This is a genomic window from Devosia sp. (genome assembly GCF_024707125.1).
Classification (GTDB): domain Bacteria; phylum Pseudomonadota; class Alphaproteobacteria; order Rhizobiales; family Devosiaceae; genus Devosia.
This window is the reverse complement of the sequence record NZ_JANQAH010000007.1, coordinates 96,339-114,574: the sequence shown is the minus strand read 5'-3', so window position 1 is coordinate 114,574 and position 18,236 is coordinate 96,339. Positions and strand designations below refer to the sequence as shown.

Genomic DNA, 18,236 nt, shown 5'->3' with positions numbered 1-18,236 from the left:
ATCAGTTCCCCGTCGATGTCGTTGAGCCCGAGCGCAGCTCAGGCAGCGGCAGATAGGGTACGACACCGGAGCCAGCGGCACCGTTTTCGATCAGCACCTTTTCGGAGCCGCCCAGAACCTCTTCCATGGTTTCAAGGAACAGGCGCTTGCGGGTGACTTCCGGCGAGTTCACGTATTCGGCGTAAACGGCATTGAAGCGCTCGGCTTCACCGGTTGCTTCCTGAACGACGCGGTTCGTATAGGCCGCAGCGTCTTCGCGCAGCGCCGCGGCACGACCGCGGGCATCGCCGAGAAGCGTATTGGCATAAGAGCGCGCTTCTTCCTGAAGACGGGTTTCGTCCTGACGGGCACGCTGCACTTCGTTGAAGGCGTCGTAGACCTCGGACGGCGGACCGGCATTTTCGATCAGGATCTGATTGACCGAGACACCAAGGCCGTAGCTTTCGAGCGTTGCGAGCGTAATGCGCTGCACGTCGGCGGCAATACCGGAACGGTCGTCGCTATAGATGTCCTGCGCCGGGCGGCGGCCGACCACTTCGCGCATGGCGCTTTCAGCGGCGTAGCGAACCATGGATTCGGGATCGCGGACATTGAAGAGATAGGAAACCGGGTCGTTGATCGCCCAGAAGACCGAGAACTGGACGTTGACGATATTCTGGTCGCCCGACAGCATCAGGCCATCGCGGGCCGCAGCACGCGAGCCACCGCTGGCATTGGCAACGCCGATCTGGGTCTGATTGACCGTGGTGGTGGCGCGCTCGACGGTTTCGACCGGCCAGAACAGGAAGTGCAGGCCCGGGCCGGACAGTTCCGGCTTGGGCTGGCCGAAGCGAAGCTCGACGCCGACTTCCTGCGGATTGATGGTGTAGACGGAATTGACGCCCCAAAATGCCAGAAGCGCAATCACGCCGCCGACAATGGCCCAGCGGCCGCCGGGGACACCACCGCGAAACTGGTCGCGTCCTCGATTGAGGATGTCTTCGAGATTGGGAGTATTTCCACCGGGACGGCGCGGGCCGCCGCCACCTCCACCGGGTGCCTGGCCCCAGGGGCCGCCGTTATTGCGGCCGCCTCCGCCTCCATTATTCTCCCAAGGCATCTCGTTCCTTTCGGTTCCTGCGTATTTTTGGTTGCAAACTTATATAGGCAAGGCGCCGACGCGATCAATGCGTAGGGTGTTTGCGCCTTTCGTAGATTTTGATGCGATAGGGCGCAGCATCCTTTTCCGAGGGCGTTACCTCCGGCGTGTCGACAACCGCCCAGATTTCCGGGTCGATAGAAGGAAAACGGACGTCTCCATCGGGAGATAGCTCCACATGGCTGATATAGAGCCGGTCGGCCTTCATCATGGCCTGTGCGTAAATGTCGCCCCCGCCGATAACCATGATTTCATCGGCGCCAGCCTCGACGGCAAGGCGGGAGGCGAGCACATAGGCGGCATCGAGATCGTGGACGACATCGACGCCTTCGGCAGCATAGTCCTGCTGGCGAGTAACGACGATGTGTGGACGGCCGGCAAGCGGCTTTGGAAACGTCTCGAACTGCTTGCGGCCCATGATCATGGGCTTGCCCATCGTCGTGCGCTTGAACCAGGCGAAATCGGACGGGATGCGCCAAGGCATGTCACCGTCCTTGCCGATGACACTGTTTGCCCCTACCGCGGCGATGAGCGAAATGCGTGGGGTCATCCCCTGCCCTTTCTGCCGGTTATTCGGCTTCGACCTTCTTGAGCAGGAGGATTTCGAGCTCGCGATCATAGGGCGGCCACCAGTCGGTCGCCGTCATCTGGAAGGTCGTCGGGCCGATCTTCTTGACGTCCTCGCCACAGAAGGAGACGAAATTGTCGGTGCTACCCTTGTCGACGGTCAGGGTGAACTTGCCGATGGAGCCGGACCAGTTATTGCCGGTCGACCAGATGTAGGAAATCCAGTTTTCGTAATAGGGATAGTTCGTCCAGCCGTCCTGGGTGATACCCTGCTTGCGCACGGCCGAAACCAGATTGTCCTGGACACAATACTTCTTCACGTATTCGTCGTAGCGCTCCTGCGCGTAGTCGTCGCCTTCCTTGGGAATGAAGGTCGTGGCGACCGTCCCGCCGACGCTGGGGCGATAGGTGTGCACCACGTCAGAGACGCCCGGCTTGAAGGTCGCTTCCCAGCTATAGGTGGAGCGCAGGGTCCAGATCGGGACGACATCGACCTCCGTACCGTTGCCGCCGTCGAATTCGTACGAAAAGACGAGTCCCAGCCGGGTCAGGTTCTGGATGTCGTCGGCATCGAGCTTGGCCAGTGCGTCGGACGTCGCCTCACCGAAGGGCTCAAGCGGCACTCCGAGGTTTTTCAGGAGCTTGGTGTAGTCGATATTGTTGTTGAAGACATATTGGTGCAGCTCGGCCTCGACCGGCACGCCATTGAAGGTTGTGGCGAAGCCGAAAAGATTGTCGGGGTCATCGATCGGCTCAGCGCTGCCGTAGTTCGCGTTCTGGATCGGGACGTCGATCATGAAGTCGCCGCTGCCCTGAATGTCGGGCATGGGGAAGGCTACCAGAATGTGCTGGTCTTCCTCGGACGTGTTCTCGAACTCGTAGGTCACCCGCACTTCGGTGGGCGAAATATAGAGGTCTTCCGAGGCCATCTTGATCTGGTCATTGGTGACAAAGACCAGGCCACCCGTCCCCAACTGCGCCATCGTGTCGTTGCCGATTGCCGGCGCTGCAAGCATCAGTGCGATGGTCGCCGTTGCGAAAGCCCGCATGGCCTTACTCCCCTATCCCTCAATGTCGCTATTTCTAGCCGTTCTCTTTGTCGGCGCGAAGATAGGAGAACCATTTCCGATCGAGCGCCGCTTCAAGGTCGATGCCGTTTTGCCGGGCATAGAGCAGCAGGAAGGCGAGCAGATCAGCCGCCTCGTCGTCCCGCGCCTTGACAATCTCGGCATCGGAAAAATTCTTGCGGCGGCCGCGGCCGGAGAGGCGCAGGTGCTCGGCGATCAGCTCGCCCAGCTCTTCCTGCATTTTGAGCGCATACCAGTCGTCATTTCGCAACACGCCGGTCTCGCGCTCGTACATGTCCGAGACTTCTGCTGCGAGGGCAGTGAGATCGGCAAGGGTCCGGCTCATACCGAGACTTCGGCCTTGATATGCGGGTGCGGGTCGTAGCCTTCGAAGGAAAAGTCTTCGAAGACGAAATCTTCGAGCCGCTTTCGCTCGGGATTCATGATGAGACGCGGCAACGGGCGCGGCTCGCGGGTCAATTGCAGGCGAGCCTGCTCGAAATGATTGTTGTAGAGGTGCACATCACCGAACGAGTGCACGAAATCGCCGACCTGCAGCCCTGCTACCTGCGCCACCATGTGGGTGAGGAGCGCATAGGAGGCGATGTTGAAAGGCACGCCGAGGAAGGTGTCCGCGGAACGCTGATAGAGTTGGCAGCTGAGCTTGCCGTTGGCGACGTAGAACTGGAAAAGGCAATGGCACGGCGGCAGGGCCATGTCGTCGACCTCAGCCGGGTTCCAGGCGGTGACGATATGGCGGCGGGAGTCGGGCTTGTTGCGGATGGATTCCACCACCGCCGCAAGCTGGTCGATGTGGCGGCCATCGGGCGCGGGCCATGAGCGCCACTGCGAGCCGTAGACTGGGCCGAGGTCGCCGTTTTCGTCGGCCCATTCGTCCCAGATCTTTACCCCGTGCTCCTGCAGCCAGTGGACATTGGTCTCGCCGCGGATGAACCAGAGCAGTTCATAGATGATCGACTTGCGATGCACCTTCTTCGTCGTCATCAGCGGGAAGCCCTTCGAAAGATCGAAGCGCATCTGATAGCCAAAAAGGCTGCGCGTGCCGGTGCCGGTGCGGTCCGACTTGTCGGCGCCGTTTTCGAGAATATCGGAGAGAAGCTGAAGATAGGGCTGCATGGCCACACTCTATTCGATTCGCCGACAAATTGCCGCTAGGCTCGATTCCGTCAACAGGCCAACACATGCGGTAATAGAATACCGACAGACCTGCTGACAGGTGTCGGCAGCCGGTTCGCTTAGAACTGCGGCATCACCAGTAGCGAGGAGAAACTCATGGCCATCGAATATGTGAACCCGCAGGGAATGTATCAGAGCCCCGTCTTTTCTCAGGGCATCATCCTGCCGGCAAATGCACGCATCCTGCTCATTGGCGGGCAAAACAGCGTCAATGAAAAGGGCGAGGTCGTTCACAAGGGCGACGTCGTAAAGCAGACCGAACAGGCGCTGGCCAATATGCAGAAGGTGCTGGAGGCAGCCGGCGCGACGGTTGAAAATCTCGTGAAGACCACGATCATCATGCAGCAGGATATCGATTTGCGCGCTGCATTCGGCGCCTGGATGGCGGTCTGGGGCAATCGGCCCAATCCGCCGACGGTGACGGGCATACGCGTTGCGGGCCTCGCCAATCCCGATTTCCTTATCGAAATCGAAGCCCAGGCCGTCTTGCCGTGAGCCCGGTCCTGCGTCCCTTGCGCAAGCGCGAGGACATGCCCGAATTCGTGAAGGCCGCGCTCGAAGAGCGTGGTCTTCGCGAACAGTATGATGCGCGCCCGCCCTATCAGCGCAACGACTACCTGATGTGGATCAACAATGCCAAACAGGACGCGACCAAGCTCAAGCGCCTTGGCCAAATGCTTGAAGAGCTTGAGGATGGCTATGTCTATATGCGGATGAACTGGAACCGCTGAGGCCTAGCACCAGCTTTCCCGGCGGCCCCGCCATTCATGTGCGAGCCCTTCCGAGACGAGCATTTGTCCGACAGACCGCCCATCGCGCTCGACGATCCGCAGCTTGCGGCCATATTGGTCTTCGTCGCGGTCCGCAGCGCGCAGGTCGAGCGATGCGCCGCTGAGGAGTTCGGCGAGGCGAAGTGAGGCCTTGCGGCCCAGGGTAGCCTCGGCGGAGCACTGGGGCTGGCTTACTTCGGGGGTGTTGATATCGGCAACGCGGATTTTGGCGCCATCGAGCCAAAACGTGTCGCCATCAACGACGCAGGTGTGGCGTACCGGACCGGAGCAGAGGTCGAAATTGCGAGGCGAAACGCTACTGACGACGGTGGCCGGTGAATCGAGCAGGAAGGTCGACAGCCCGGTTTCCTTGACGCCAACGGTGGCAACGACGACCAGGATGCCGAACAGAAGCGGGGCCAGTGACCTGCTGCCAAGCCACGAACGCCTGCGGCGCCTGAGCCTGCCGCTCGTAAATTGCCTGCCAGTCCCCACGCCGAATCCATCCGCCATAGCCGGTGTCACGCTCTGGCAGATGACACCTGTGGCGTATATTCGGGGTTAATCCGGATGCTCGGGCTGGGAGGGCATCAAGCGGAATTAATTCCGCTTGATGTTTGCATCTGGGCCCACCCTCACCTATATAGAACCTGCCCTTCGGGGCTATGGCGATAAACTGTCATTGTAATAAACCCATCGGACCCGGGGGCGGTACCCGGCGTCTCCACCATCTCCCCTTCAGGGGGAGCCAATGGGGACGAAATAGGATCGACGAGGGCGTAAAGAGTGTGCTTTTGCTCGGTGAGGTACCACCGTTATCGGTCCAAAACTTATAGTTGCTAATGACAACCATAAGGCTCCGGTCGCTCTCGCCGCTTAAGCGGTGCTAGCACTGGGAATTCAAGTCCTCCGCTCCTAGCCGGGCGACAGGCGGGGTTCGCAGGCACCTGGCAACAGAAGCCTGCACTTTTCCTCTATTCCGCCCGACACTTGTGCCTTAGTCCTTGAAAAGTTCGGGAACGTAAGGCTGATATGGGCCGTTCGGGATTCTGCCGGGCAAAGCGACGACCAAGGAACTAAAATGGCCGAAGATCATCTGCGTTACGACATTCTCGCCCAGGAAGCCCTGCGCGGCGTCGTGCGCAAGGTTTTGGCCGAAGTGTCCCGCACTGGTCTTCCCGGCGAACATCACTTCTTCATTTCCTTCGCCACCCGCGCGCCCGGCGTGCGCCTGAGCGAGAAACTGCTGACGCAGTACGACAAGGAAATGACCATCGTGCTGCAAAACCAGTATTGGGACCTCAAGGTCAACGAGACCGGCTTCGAAGTCGGCCTCAGCTTTGACGGCATACCCGAAACGCTGGTGATCCCCTTTGCCGCCATCAAGGGCTTTTTCGACCCCTCCGTGCAGTTCGGCCTGCAGTTCGACCCGGCCACCGCTCCGCGCGAAGATGGCTCGGAAGAAGAAGCGGCCGACGCCAAGGCAGAACGCACCGAAAAGGGCGAAACTGCTGCTGATGGCGAACAGAGCGGCGAAAAAGTCGTCAGCCTCGACGCCTTCCGCAAGAAGCCCTGATTTCCGGGCCGCGTGATGCAGAAGCGGTCCTTTTCGATCGCCGGCCACCGCACCTCCGTAGCCCTTGAGCCCGAATTCTGGCTTGCGCTCGAAGAGATCGCTTCAGCGCGTGCGCTGAGCCTTGCGGGGCTGGTGCGCGAGATCGATGAGACGCGGGAAGCGGCCAACCTCTCTTCCGCCATTCGCCTCTCGATCCTCGCTTGGTATCGGGCGCAGGCGGCTGGACCTATCGAAAAAGCAGATTGACCGGACCCGTGGGCGAGTTGTTCACGCCGGGCTGAAAGCCCAGGTTAAGCGGCACGGTCGGTGTCGTGGGTGCCTGCGTTTCCGGTGTCTCGACCGGCGGGGTCGTGCCGGTGCCCTGCTGTTGCTCCAGCGCCTGACGGGCAGCCTCTTCGGCAGCGGCGCGAGCGGCAGCTTCCTCAGCGGCCTTCCGGCGCTGCTCCTCGATCAGCCGGTTGCGCTCGGCAGCAGCAGCACGTTGGCGTTCTTCATCTTCGATGCGCAGGGCTTCGAGCCTGTCGACCTCGAGTTCATTGGCGCGAACCTGGATGGCCGCGATAAGTTCGGTGGTGTCCAGTTCGACAACCGGCGCCAGGAACGTGCCACTGAGCCGCGCGACGATCCGCGCCGCGTCGTTTTCGATGAGGCCCGATGGATCGACATAGCTGAAGGGCGTCAGCACAAAGCTGCCATTGAGCCCCAGCGAGGAAAGGGCGAAATCAATGCCACCGGCCAGCCGGGCACCGCTGCCCTCGATGATCAGATTGGCCAGGCGCAAGGTGCCGCCGGCTATGGCAAAGGCGCCATTCGCCTTGGATGCCGTGAAAGGTCCCTGCCCCAGCGACTGGTCGATGAGAATATCGAGGGCCTCTGCGTCGATGTTGAGAACGTCCTGGAGCCCGGCCAGAGCGGGATAAACGCCCGGATTGAGTCGATCGAGCGACAGATCGGCAAGCGAGAAATTGCCTTCGCCCGCCAGGCTCGAAATGACCTCGGCAAGGGATGCACCCGTGCCCTCAAAGCTGCCGCTGCCGGTAAGGCGGGCCGAAAGGCCAGCGGCTGCCTCGGCGGTCACGAGGGCGGAAACCTGCACATTGTCGAGCGACACGCGACCGGCAATCGTCCGATCGGTCAGTGGACCGGCGCAGCAATGGCTGAGCGTAGCATTGAGACTCCCCCGCCTATCGAACCCTTGAGATTGGAAATGGCGAGGGATTGCTGGTCCCAAGTGAGATCAAAGGCTACATCCGTGAGCGTGGACGCACCTATTGCGATCTCGCCGGCCGTGACCTCGATTGTGCCGCGAGTAGTTCGGGTCGTGCTGCTGGTGGCGAGAGGACCTTCCGGCCACACTCCGTCACCGGGAACAAGGGCTGCCGGCGAGAGCAAGGCGCCAGCCAGGCCCTGGCCAGGCAGACGGTCGAAATGCAGCGCCCCCTGGACACTCGGGCGCTGCGCCACCTGATCCACGGCAATGTCGCCGGAAAAGGCGGTGCCGGAAGACCTGCCGGCGATGCCGGTGATAGCGATGGACTGGAGCCCGTAAAATTCGACGCCGGCGCTGGCCTCCAGCGAGCCAAGGCCGATGCCTGAACCACCGGCCAATGCGGCAAGGCCGGACCCGTCATCGAGTGCGATATCGAGAGTGCCGGTGCCTGCCAGTTCGCCACTTTCGAGCACCGACAGTTCGCCACCAAAGGCCAGAAGCTCGTTGCCCTGGCCGATGGAGAGGCGCGCATCGAAGCCGGCCGCTGCGTCGCCTTCGGCAAAAAGGCTAAGAAAGGCGGATTCATTGCCCGAGAACAGCGGCGTGTCCGACGCGTCCAGCTGGCGGACGAGATCGCCGCCATTGGCGGATTCGAGTGAACCGATAATCTGGACCCGGCCTTCTCCGACGCCGCTGAGGCCGCCTGCCATGTCGATGGCGAGGTCGAGATGCGCGATGCCCGCGGTGCCGTTGAGTGTAAAGCGCTGCGATCCGGGACTGTCGCCACCGAGGAGAGAAAAATCGAGCGAAGCCGGCACGGACCGGTCCAGCACCGGGCGCCAATTGGCGGGGACGCCAAGGAAGCCGTAGACCGCGCCGAGCGCCGGGGCATTGGCGGCGCCGACATCGACATGGCCAGAGCCGGTGAGCGCGGGCTTTGCCAGCGTTCCCGAAAGGTCGCCTGACGCATTGATGCCGATGCCGCCCCAATCGCTGCTGACGAGCTTGGAAAAGCGCAGGCCGGAGCCGGACCAGCTGCCCTCGGCTATGAGGTCCTGCGCTTCGAGGCCCAGAATGCGGATCGTCTGGCTGTTGAAGGAAAAGCTGCCTTCGGGAAAACTGGTGCCAAAAGTGCGGTCGCTGTTCGGATCAGGGAACATGGCCGCGAGAATGGCGCTGTCGCCGGGGGCGAGATCATCGAAGCGGCCGACGAGATCGAGGCGCGGCTCTTCGCCAAAGCCCAAGCGCAATTCGAGCACATGGACCTTGTCATTGAGCACGAGGCGGCCATGGGAGAAGCCAAGCGCATCGCCGGCCAGCATGACCTGGCCCGAGAGCTCGGCGGGAACGTTGAACAGCGGGCTGTTTTCGCTCGTCTTGCGCCAGAGCTGGCTCAGGGCATCGAGGCGCGTGGTGGCGACGGTGACGTCGCCATTGAAACCGGCGACGCCGCTATCGTTGCGCAGGGCGCCGGAGAGGTTGACCTTGGTGCTGCCGGGCAATTCGGCTTCGGCGCGGGAAATCGTCCAGATGTCGCCATTGGTGCTGGCATCCACGCGAACGTTTCGTAGCGCAGCACCGCGCAGCCCGATTTCGGCGAGGTCGATGCCGATTTCACCCGGAATGGGCGGCAGCGGCGGCGCGGGCAATTCGCCCAGCAGGCGCACCAGTTCATAGGGCATCAGGCTCGCGTCTTCCTCGGCATCGCGCGGCGGCAGGGTGAAGACACCGCCTGACACCACCGCCTCGAAGGAGGTGCGCGCACCGAGTTGAATACTGGCCGCCCCGGTCAGGCGCATGCCGGCCCGGTTCTCGTCGGGCAGCAATGTGTAGCCATTGAGCACGATGCGGTCGGTCGAGGCCGTGACCTTGCTCTCGAGCACCAGATTGCCGCGGATCTGCTCGGCCCGCTCTGCGGGCGGCGGCGCCTGCTTCAGGATCATCGTGCCGTCGAATTTGGGCGCCTGCCCCGTGACAAGGGCGCCATCGAGGGTCAGCGAGCCACGGCCGCCGACCTCGGCGATGAAGGCAGAAACGCGAGCTGAGCCGACGTCGTCCACCACGCCGCTATTGAGCCGCAAACTGTAAGCCGTGCCGTCGCGGGTTGCGCTGCCCTGGAACTGGAACGGCCCGGCAAAACTGCCAAGCCGCAGGTCGCCATTGATCGCGGAGAGTTCGTAGGTCGAGCCCGAGCGGCGATCGGCCAGCGTCAGGCGACCGTTCTCGATGCGGGCCTGATCGAGTGCTACGCCCCCGCCGGCCCCCGAGAGATCGACGCCGCTCGTGAGAAGGCCGTTTTCGTCGAGTTCGAAGGCGATAACGGGCGATTTGAGGATGAGAGCCGAAAGATTGTACTGGTCGCGCAGGAAATCCATCAGCGCGAACTGCGCTTCAACGGCGCCAACCGTGGCGGCGGGTCTTTCGGCAGGACCGATCACGACATCGGAGAAGGCCAAACGTGGCGCGGGCAGCAGGGCAAAATCGATATCGCCGCGAATGGTGACTTCGGTGCCGAAGACGCCTTCGGCCAACAGCTCCATGCGATCGCGGTAGTCGCCCCATTGGATGAAGCGCGGCGCGATGAAGGCACCGGCGAGGGCCAGGATCGCGATAATACCGACGATGATGTAGATCCGATTGAGCACGGCTTCTCGAACTGCCTGTCAGATTCCGGCGCGAGTGTAGGGACTTGCTGCCCCCGTGCAAGTGCGCCGGACACGAATCCTGCGCAAGATTCCGACATGAGAATCCAATCGGTTCAAATGATAACGGCCGGACTTTCGTCCGGCCGCTCATTATTCGTGTTGAGGCGTCTTATTCGAGGTCGATGGACCAGAAGAAGGTCTCGCCCGAGGAGTCATCAACGCCGTCATTGTCGGTGATGACATAGCCCTTGCCGGTGCTGTCCACGGCAAAACTTTCGACCTTGTCGACAACGTAGCCATTGTTGGAAGCAAGGTCCGGGATCAGGTCGCGGACCAGTTCCTTGGTCACGACTGGCAGCTCGCCGCCGAGTTCGGCACCGACGAGTTCGGCAACCGGCACGCGGTAGATGGCCTTGAGGCCGGCCTTGTCGGCGATCTGATTGTCGCGTTCGACGATATAGGCGTAGTCACCATGAACGGTGATTTCGCTGAGACCAACCCAGCCACCTTCCGGCGCGGCTTCGAGCGGGTAACGGACGGCAGCCCATTCCTTGGTCGACGGCTTGTAGGAGAGGAGCTTCACAAAGCCCTTCTCGTCATCGCCCCATTCGCGCTGCATGGCGACCCAGAGGGTCAGTTCGTCGCCCGAACCGATAGCGGCGACGCCTTCGGCGCCAAAGCGCTTCTGGCCAGCGAGGAGATCAACCGGGAAACCGACTTCGGCGAGGATCGCGCCTTCGGCATCAACATGGATCAGCGCGTGCGGCACGAGCTTGTCGCTGTCGCCTTCATTAGCGAGCCAGAAACCGCCTTCGCCATCGAGGGTAATGCCTTCGAGATCGAGCTTCTGTGCGGTTTCACCCTTGCGCGTGACGACGGTCTTCTTGACGATGCGAGCCGGGTGAGCGGTCGCGTCGATTTCGAAGATTGCCGGGGCGCCATAGAGGACGCTGTCGCTGACGGCATAGAGAATGCCGGGCTTTTCAGCATCGGCAACGGCGCCGGAAATGGCAGCCCAGCCGATCGGGTGACCGTCTTCGCCCAGCTCGGAGACGAGCTGCGGATAAGCGGCTTCGCCCTCGGAGAGTTCGTAGACCATGACATGCGAACCGGCGAGGCCGTCAGCACGAAGGTCGACTTCGTTGGCGGTGGCGAGAAGGTTACGCTCGGGAATGGCAACGAGGCCTTCCGGCGAGATGCCCGAGGGGATCGACTGGACGAATTCCGGCTCGGCGCCAGTGTCCTTGTAGACGGCGATCAGCGAGGCGCGTTCTTCGGCGATGAAGATGTACTGGGTGTCGCCAAAAGTCGCGACTTCGAGGCCTTCCGGCTCGACGCCCTTCTTGTTACGGAAGTCGGGATAGTGACCGAGCTGGGCGGCGTTCACATCGAGCGCATTGCCCGAGTCGAAGCCAACCGAACCATCGCGATTGAAGATGGTGAAGCCGCGCGAACCACCGTTCCAGTCGCCTTCATTGGCAACGACGAGACGATCGTTGTCGAGCCACTTGACGGCGTCGGGCTCACGCGGAACGACCTTGTTCTCGCCCGAGAAATCGATCTTGCCATCGTTCTTGGTGTCGACGCCGGCAACGCCGGTTTCGCCTGCTTCGAAGCCGCCGGTGACAGTGCCGGTCTTGGCATCGACGATCGCGATGTAGTTGTTTTCCTGGAGGGTAACGGCGACTTCGTCATTGTCGTTGAACGAGACGAACTCGGCTTCGGCGTCTTCCGGAGCGATGGCGCTGATACCGGTCAGGTCGACTTGTCTGATGCCGGCTTCGGTGACAGCACCGTCGGTCAGCGTCACGATGGTCAGGTAGCCGGTCGGCTCCTGCGGAATGGCGCCATCGTTGACCTCTTCATCGCGCTGGTTCTCGATGGCGATGGCAAGGATGGTGTTGTCCTTGTTGTGGGCGATCGAGTCAGGCTGGCCGCCGAGATCGAATTCACCATCAACCGACTTGCCGGCGATGTCGACGACAACCAGCTTGCCCGAGGGAGCGATGAGGTCTTCGGTGGTGTTGACGGCCACATAGGCCTTGCCGCCGATAACGGTGACGGAAGTGGGCTCGCCGCCCATATCCATGTAGCCGCCTGCCTTGGGGGCCGCAGCGTCGGTGATGTCGACGAAACCGATGCCGCCATTGGGGCTATCGGAATAGATCAGCGTCAGGCCGTCGTCTGTGGCAGTGATGATTTCCGAAGAGGTGCCTTCGGCTTCGGGCGCGTTGAGCGCAACCGGGAAACTGGAAACACGGTTGAAGTATTGGGCAGCATTGGCCGAAACAGTCGAGGCCAGAAGGGCAGCGGTCAGTGCACCCAGCAAACGTGGCGTATTCATGTGAGGTCCCCCTATGAATGGGCCCTCGCATAGAGGCGTGCCAAGACTCCTCAGTGACAGTCACATGACAGATCGGTGACGGCAGCGCGTCCTATACATCGCGGCGCCGGAACCCTATATTGCGAACGAGAACAAAATAAGATTCGTCAATCCCGCGCAGAGCGCCCCGCCCCGGCCCGCCGCGATGGAAAGGCCCTCAATGCCCGGTGAAACCCACCCCCTGCCCCGCCCCCAAGGCGGCCCGATCACGAGCCAGCTCAACCGGCAGGTGCCGGATTACTTGCACGGCCTGAATGCCGAGCAGCGCGATGCCGTGTTGACGACCGAAGGGCCGCTGCTGGTGCTCGCCGGAGCGGGCACGGGCAAGACGCGGGTGCTGACGACGCGTATTGCGCATATCCTCAACCAGCGCATGGCCTGGGGCAGCCAGATCCTGGCGGTGACCTTTACCAACAAGGCCGCCAACGAGATGAAGAAGCGCGTCCACGAATTCGTGCCGAACTTCGAAGGTCTGCCGTGGATGGGGACGTTTCACTCGGTTTCCGCGCGCATTCTGCGCACCCATGCCGAGTTGGTCGATCTCAAGCCGCAATTCACTATTCTCGACACGGACGACCAGATCAGGCTGATCAAGCAGCTCCTCGAGGTCGAAAACATCGACGAGAAGCGTTGGCCGGCGCGGCAGTTTGCCAATCTGCTCGATGCCTGGAAGAACCGGGGCTGGTTACCCAAGGACGTACCGGCATCCGAAAGCGGCCACTTCGCCAATGGCAGGGTTCCGAACCTCTACGCGGATTACCAGGCGCGTCTGAAGACACTCAACGCGGTCGACTTTGGCGACCTGTTGCTGGAGTGCATCCGGCTGTTCCGGGAGAACCCGGAAGTGCTCGCGGAATATCACCGCAAATTCAAATATATGCTGGTCGACGAATATCAGGACAGCAATACCGCCCAGTATCTCTGGCTGCGTTTGCTGGCGCAGGGGAAACCTGCCTCGGAAGCCAATATCTGCGTGGTTGGCGACGATGACCAGTCGATCTATGGTTGGCGCGGCGCCGAGGTGGACAACATCCTCCGCTTCGAGACCGATTTCCCGGGCGCAAAGGTCATCAAGCTCGAACGCAATTACCGTTCGACGGCTAATATCCTCAAGGCCGCATCGACGCTGATCGCCAACAACGAGAGCCGTCTCGGCAAAACCCTGCATACCGACATCGCCGAGGCCGGCGAGCCGATCTCCTTCACGCAGGTCTATGACTCCGAGGAAGAGGCGCGCACGGTCGGCGAAGAGATCGAGCAATATCAGCGCCTTGGCGAACCCCTGAACTCGATGGCCATTCTGGTGCGCGCCTCGTATCAGATGCGCGAACTGGAAGAGCGCTTCATTACTCTGGGGCTGAATTATCGCGTCGTCGGTGGCCCGCGCTTTTATGAGCGCAAGGAAATCCGCGATGCGCTGGCCTATCTGCGGCTCGTGGCGCAGCCGGCGGACGACCTAGCCTTCGAGCGCATCATCAATGTGCCGAAGCGCGGCCTCGGCGATTCCACGGTGAAGACGCTGATGGAAACAGCGCGCCATCAGCGCGTGCCCCTGCTGTCGGCAACGAGCATGCTGATCGACACGGAAGAGCTAAAACCCAAGCAGCGCACGACGCTGCGCGGCCTTGTCGACCAATTCCACAACTGGGCCTATCGCGCGGAGAGCCTGCCGCCCTATCAACTCGTCGAGCAAATTCTCGAAGAGAGCGGCTATATGGACATGCTGTCGGCCGACAAATCCGCCGAATCCCAGGGGCGCAAGGAAAACCTCAAGGAGCTCAGCCGCTCGATGGAAGAGTTCGAGACGCTTGGTGGTTTTCTCGAACACATATCGCTGGTGATGGACCGGGACAGCGCCGAGGCCAGCGACGCCGTCACAATCATGACGCTCCATTCGGCCAAGGGGCTGGAATTCAACACGGTTTTCCTGACTGGGTGGGAAGAAGGTTCTTTCCCGAGCCAGCGATCGATGGACGAAAGCGGTCGCGCCGGGCTCGAGGAAGAGCGGCGGCTTGCCTATGTGGGGATCACCCGCGGCCGGAAACGCGTCCGCATTTCGTCGGCGCAAAACCGACGCATCCATGGCCTGTGGCAGTCGGCTCTGACCTCGCGCTTTGTCGATGAGCTTCCGCCGGACGCGGTGGTCGTGACCGACCGTGGCTCGGCCTATGGCGGCTACGGTTATGGCGGCGGTGCCGCCAGCCGCTTCAACAAGGCTGATCCGTTCGAGAGCGTCTACGAAACCCCCGGCTGGCAGCGGGCTCGCGCCAATCAAGCCAATCGCAAGGGTGGCGGTCCCCTCACCATCGACGGTGAACTGGTGGCGCGCTCCGTTGACCTTGGCGGCCAGTCGAGCGGCTACAAGGTGGGCGAGCGCGTCTTCCACCTGAAATTCGGCTATGGCGATGTCATCAGCGTCGAGGGAAACAAGTTGACCATCGACTTTGAAAAGGCCGGCACAAAGAAGGTTTTGGAAAGCTTCGTGCAGAAGGGCTAGCGGCGACGGATTTGGGCCAAGTGTCGGATTGAATTAACCAATCGCGTTCACGCCTTATCAGAAGCACTCGTGCATTCATGGACGGAATGCGTGGGGTTCGTCGTGTTCAAAATTCAGCACCTGCAATGGATGGGTATCGCAGCGGCCGCAATTGGCTGCCTGCTGCTCGGCGGCACTGCGGTCCTCAACAATCTGAACGACTATCGGCGCCACAGCCATGGCGCCCTTGAACTCGAGCGCTTCAGCGTCCTGCTCGAAGCGGTGAACGCCATTTCGGCCGAACGCGGGCCGGCCAACTCGGCCATGGGCGCAACCGACGAAGAGGCTGCGGCCCGCCGTGCGGAATTGGCAGCCAAGCGCGCTGAAACCGATGCCGCCGTGAGCCGCATGGAGGCTGTATTCAAGGGCACTCTCGGCGATGAAGAATGCGGCGCCGCGCATGCGCGACTACATTCCGACCTCGCCAATGGTCGCCAGAAGGTAGACTTCGCCGCGAACACGACCTTTGCCGAGCGCAACCCGCGCGAGATTGCGCGGGGCATTCTGGCCATGTTTACCGCGGCCGACGCCGCGACCACGCTGCGCGATCTGGTGAGCGGCCACATCATGGTCGAGACCCCGAGCCTTGCCGGCGAACTGATGCTCGCCAATAGCGCCAGCACGCTGCGCGATCAGGAAGGGCGGCTGGGTTCCTTCGTCGTCATGGCACTGGTCGCTCCGCCGGAACGGGACCCGGTCTATCTGCAGCGCATGCAGGCGACCGATGGCATTATCCGCAGTCTTTGGTCCACCAGCGTCAGCCTGGCCGACAAACTCCTGCCCGATCCCGAAATCGCCGGCCTGGTCGAGGCGGTGCAGCGCGACTTCTTTGATGGCGCGCTGATTCTGGCGCTCGATGCGGCCGAAAACCATACGGCTCACAATTCGCTCTCCCCTGCCGTGCTGACGGCCGACTACGTTCCCGGTATGCGCAGTTCAGAACTGCTCCGGACGGCCGTGGTTACGCATTCCGTTGCGGCCATGAACCGCAATGCCGAGATTTCGCTGAAGGCATTGATCAGCGCGGCGCTGTTGACTGCCGCCACCCTGGCGGTGCTGGTAATTGTCGCAGTGGTGTTCCGGCGCACGCTGTTCTCGCCGCTGATGCGTCTGCACGATGATGTGCTGGCCCTCGCCAGCGGCGATCATAGCGAGCCGGAGCCGCTCAAGGGCATGGCCCGTGAAGTCGGTAACATCTTCACCGGCCTCGATGTTTTGCGCCAGAACCTGACCGAGAAGCGCGTTCTCGAAGAAGAGCAGCGCCGCCTCAATCGTCGTCTGCGCCGGCTCGCCGAGACCGACACGCTAACGGGCCTGCTCAACCGCCGCGCGCTCCTGAGCCGCGTCGGCGCCATGTTCCGCCGGGCAGATCGGATCGGGGAATCCCTGGCTGTCGTGCTGTTCGACATCGACCATTTCAAAGTGGTCAACGATACCCACGGCCATGCGGTCGGCGACGAGGTGCTGTCGGGCGTGGCGCGGCTGATCGAGGGCGCGCTGCGGACTGGCGATACTCTGGCGCGCATTGGTGGTGAGGAGTTCGTGCTGATCCTCCGCCGCGCCGATCACATCACGGCCTATAACCTCCTGGAACGCATGCGGCTTTTGCTGGGCGAGACGGCGGTGCAGGGCAAGCTCGGCCTGAAGGTCACGGCCAGCTTTGGTGTCGCCATGCGGTCGGCGGGCTCGGCACAGGACTGGGACGACATCTTCTCGCTGGCCGACCAGCGGCTCTATATGGCCAAGGGCGCGGGCCGCAACTGCATCGTCACCGAGGGCTTTTCGCCCCAGACGCGCCAGCGCGCCTGAGCCATTTCCTTGATAAATCAATGTGATATGGCGTGGCATTGACTCGTCGCGCTACCTGCCCCAACTAGGGCGGAAAATAACCTGGGATTACCTGTCATGTCCGTCGACCAGCTTTCCGCGACCCTCACCAAGGAACAGGCCTATGCCCTGGTCGATGCCGTCATGGAGCGCGACGACCTGGCCCTGACCGCCTCGGCGCATGAGATCGAGGAAACCGGCGAATGGGTGTTTGAAGCCACCTGCGACAGCCCGCCGAACATCGACGCCTTCAATGAACTGGCGAGCCAAGTGCTTGGTGGCGCTGTGGATTTCTCGGTCGAAGAAGTCGACATGGAGATCAACTGGGTCGCCAAGTCGCTCGAGGGTCTGGCGCCGGTGATCGCGGGCGGCTTTTATGTCTATGGCAGCCACGAGACTGGCCCAATCCCCGAGGGTCTGACGCCGATGAAAATCGATGCGGCTCAGGCATTTGGCACGGGGCATCATGAGACGACCACGGGCTGTCTCGAAGCCATCGAAATGCTGCTGGCCAAGACGACGCCGAAGGCCGTTGTAGATATCGGGACTGGTACGGGTGTGCTGGCGATTGCTGTCGCCAAGCGGTTGGGTGGGAAGATCCTTGCGACCGATATCGACCCGATCGCGGTGACGACGACCATTGAAAACGCTGAGGAAAATGGCGTTAGTGAGAACATCGACTCCATCGAAGCGACGGGGCTCGATCATCCCGAGATCGCGGCGCGTGCGCCCTATGACCTGATCGTCGCCAATATCCTTGCCGGCCCGCTGACCGAACTGGCGCCGGGCATGGGCAGAATTGCGCAATCGGGCGGCACGGCGATTCTATCGGGGATTCTCAATACGCAGGCCGATGGCGTCATCGCTGCCTATGAGCTTGCCGGGTTCCGTCTGGTGGACCACCTCAAGCGCAAGGACTGGACAACGCTGGTGCTGGAAAAGCGCTGAGTTCGTTAGCAGACTGGTAGCATCGAGGGGCGCGCAGGCGCCCCTTTCGTTATGGGTTTGCGGTCCGCAAAAAGCAAAATCCCCGAAGCAGGCTTCGGGGATCGAAAGATCGTCATCAGGTAACTAGCTGCCGTTTACGGGCGCTTGGTTACGGCGCCGATCAGCTGGTGCTGCATGCGGTAGCTGACCTGGCGAGACGCTTCGCGACCACGAGCGTCAATCAGACCACCCAGTGCGTTGCGGAAACCGTTCTTGCTCTCAGTCATCTCTTACTCCATGCGACGCTGGGTCTGTTGCCTAGCGTCTGGTTGTCTTTTAGCTAATTCGTCAGGCTTGCGTTAGAGGCCTAGCGACAGACCTGCCATGCCAATT

At 61.7% G+C, this 18,236-nt stretch carries 17 protein-coding genes and 1 other RNA gene; 8 read left to right on the top strand and 10 right to left on the bottom strand.

What is annotated here, in order from left to right; genetic code table 11:
- Window position 1: 1 nt before the first annotated feature.
- The 5 genes from hflK to NVV77_RS05720 all read right to left on the bottom strand — a co-directional run bounded on the left by hflK (window position 2) and on the right by NVV77_RS05720 (window position 3,909).
- Window positions 2-1,099 (bottom strand): FtsH protease activity modulator HflK, encoded by a 1,098-nt coding sequence (hflK, locus tag NVV77_RS05740; protein ID WP_295411524.1) that lies wholly within the window; start codon window positions 1,097-1,099, stop codon window positions 2-4.
- A 64-nt stretch (window positions 1,100-1,163) separates the two neighbouring features.
- On the bottom strand, window positions 1,164-1,688 hold the full coding sequence (locus tag NVV77_RS05735; RefSeq protein WP_295411523.1) for a dihydrofolate reductase: 525 nt from the start codon (window positions 1,686-1,688) through the stop codon (window positions 1,164-1,166).
- A 19-nt stretch (window positions 1,689-1,707) separates the two neighbouring features.
- A complete protein-coding gene (locus NVV77_RS05730) occupies window positions 1,708-2,754 on the bottom strand; it encodes a DUF4424 domain-containing protein (RefSeq protein ID WP_295411522.1) in 1,047 nt (348 codons plus the stop codon).
- 34 nt (window positions 2,755-2,788) lie between these two features.
- Window positions 2,789-3,118: a phosphoribosyl-ATP pyrophosphohydrolase gene (locus NVV77_RS05725; protein WP_295411521.1), complete on the bottom strand. Its 330-nt coding sequence runs from the start codon at window positions 3,116-3,118 to the stop codon at window positions 2,789-2,791.
- The gene (locus NVV77_RS05720; protein WP_295411520.1) at window positions 3,115-3,909 is read right to left on the bottom strand and encodes a thymidylate synthase; all 795 of its coding nucleotides are present in this window, start codon (window positions 3,907-3,909) and stop codon (window positions 3,115-3,117) included. The genes NVV77_RS05725 and NVV77_RS05720 overlap by 4 nt, the downstream gene beginning before the upstream one ends.
- A gap of 156 nt (window positions 3,910-4,065) precedes the next feature.
- On the opposite strand from NVV77_RS05720, the gene NVV77_RS05715 reads away from it, so the two are divergent.
- The gene (locus NVV77_RS05715; RefSeq protein WP_295411519.1) at window positions 4,066-4,464 is read left to right on the top strand and encodes a RidA family protein; all 399 of its coding nucleotides are present in this window, start codon (window positions 4,066-4,068) and stop codon (window positions 4,462-4,464) included.
- A complete protein-coding gene (locus NVV77_RS05710) occupies window positions 4,461-4,700 on the top strand; it encodes a YdeI/OmpD-associated family protein (protein WP_295411518.1) in 240 nt (79 codons plus the stop codon). Before NVV77_RS05715 ends, NVV77_RS05710 begins: the two co-directional genes overlap by 4 nt.
- A gap of 3 nt (window positions 4,701-4,703) precedes the next feature.
- Here NVV77_RS05710 and NVV77_RS05705 read toward each other — a convergent pair whose 3' ends face one another.
- Window positions 4,704-5,252 carry a thermonuclease family protein gene (locus tag NVV77_RS05705; RefSeq protein WP_295411517.1) on the bottom strand — a complete coding sequence of 183 codons (549 nt, stop codon included), beginning with the start codon at window positions 5,250-5,252 and terminating at the stop codon, window positions 4,704-4,706.
- Window positions 5,253-5,352: 100 nt separating this feature from the next.
- Here NVV77_RS05705 and ssrA point away from each other — a divergent pair.
- From ssrA to NVV77_RS05690, 3 genes are all read left to right on the top strand, one after another.
- Window positions 5,353-5,707: a transfer-messenger RNA gene (gene ssrA / locus NVV77_RS05700) on the top strand.
- A gap of 113 nt (window positions 5,708-5,820) precedes the next feature.
- Window positions 5,821-6,315, top strand: coding sequence for an SspB family protein (locus tag NVV77_RS05695; protein WP_295411516.1), 495 nt, complete (start codon window positions 5,821-5,823; stop codon window positions 6,313-6,315).
- A 15-nt stretch (window positions 6,316-6,330) separates the two neighbouring features.
- The gene (locus NVV77_RS05690; protein ID WP_295411515.1) at window positions 6,331-6,561 is read left to right on the top strand and encodes a ribbon-helix-helix domain-containing protein; all 231 of its coding nucleotides are present in this window, start codon (window positions 6,331-6,333) and stop codon (window positions 6,559-6,561) included.
- Here NVV77_RS05690 and NVV77_RS05685 read toward each other — a convergent pair.
- From NVV77_RS05685 to NVV77_RS05675, 3 genes are all read right to left on the bottom strand, one after another.
- Window positions 6,542-7,426 (bottom strand): AsmA-like C-terminal region-containing protein, encoded by an 885-nt coding sequence (locus NVV77_RS05685; protein ID WP_367178594.1) that lies wholly within the window; start codon window positions 7,424-7,426, stop codon window positions 6,542-6,544. The two genes, NVV77_RS05690 and NVV77_RS05685, sit on opposite strands and share 20 nt — an antisense overlap.
- A 23-nt stretch (window positions 7,427-7,449) precedes the next feature.
- Window positions 7,450-10,170 carry an AsmA family protein gene (locus tag NVV77_RS05680; protein WP_295411513.1) on the bottom strand — a complete coding sequence of 907 codons (2,721 nt, stop codon included), beginning with the start codon at window positions 10,168-10,170 and terminating at the stop codon, window positions 7,450-7,452.
- A gap of 169 nt (window positions 10,171-10,339) precedes the next feature.
- Window positions 10,340-12,514 carry an esterase-like activity of phytase family protein gene (locus NVV77_RS05675; protein WP_295411512.1) on the bottom strand — a complete coding sequence of 725 codons (2,175 nt, stop codon included), beginning with the start codon at window positions 12,512-12,514 and terminating at the stop codon, window positions 10,340-10,342.
- Window positions 12,515-12,713: 199 nt separating this feature from the next.
- Between NVV77_RS05675 and NVV77_RS05670 the strand changes: the two genes are divergently transcribed.
- From NVV77_RS05670 to NVV77_RS05660, 3 genes are all read left to right on the top strand, one after another.
- On the top strand, window positions 12,714-15,050 hold the full coding sequence (locus NVV77_RS05670; protein WP_295411511.1) for an ATP-dependent helicase: 2,337 nt from the start codon (window positions 12,714-12,716) through the stop codon (window positions 15,048-15,050).
- 102 nt (window positions 15,051-15,152) lie between these two features.
- On the top strand, window positions 15,153-16,898 hold the full coding sequence (locus tag NVV77_RS05665; protein ID WP_295411510.1) for a diguanylate cyclase: 1,746 nt from the start codon (window positions 15,153-15,155) through the stop codon (window positions 16,896-16,898).
- A 96-nt stretch (window positions 16,899-16,994) separates the two neighbouring features.
- Window positions 16,995-17,864 carry a 50S ribosomal protein L11 methyltransferase gene (locus tag NVV77_RS05660; protein WP_295411509.1) on the top strand — a complete coding sequence of 290 codons (870 nt, stop codon included), beginning with the start codon at window positions 16,995-16,997 and terminating at the stop codon, window positions 17,862-17,864.
- Between the two features lie 134 nt (window positions 17,865-17,998).
- Here the strand turns inward: NVV77_RS05660 and NVV77_RS05655 are convergent, their stop codons facing one another.
- Entirely contained in the window at window positions 17,999-18,130 is a 132-nt protein-coding gene (locus NVV77_RS05655) for a hypothetical protein (protein ID WP_280114011.1), read from the bottom strand.
- Between the last annotated feature and the right edge of the window lie 106 nt (window positions 18,131-18,236).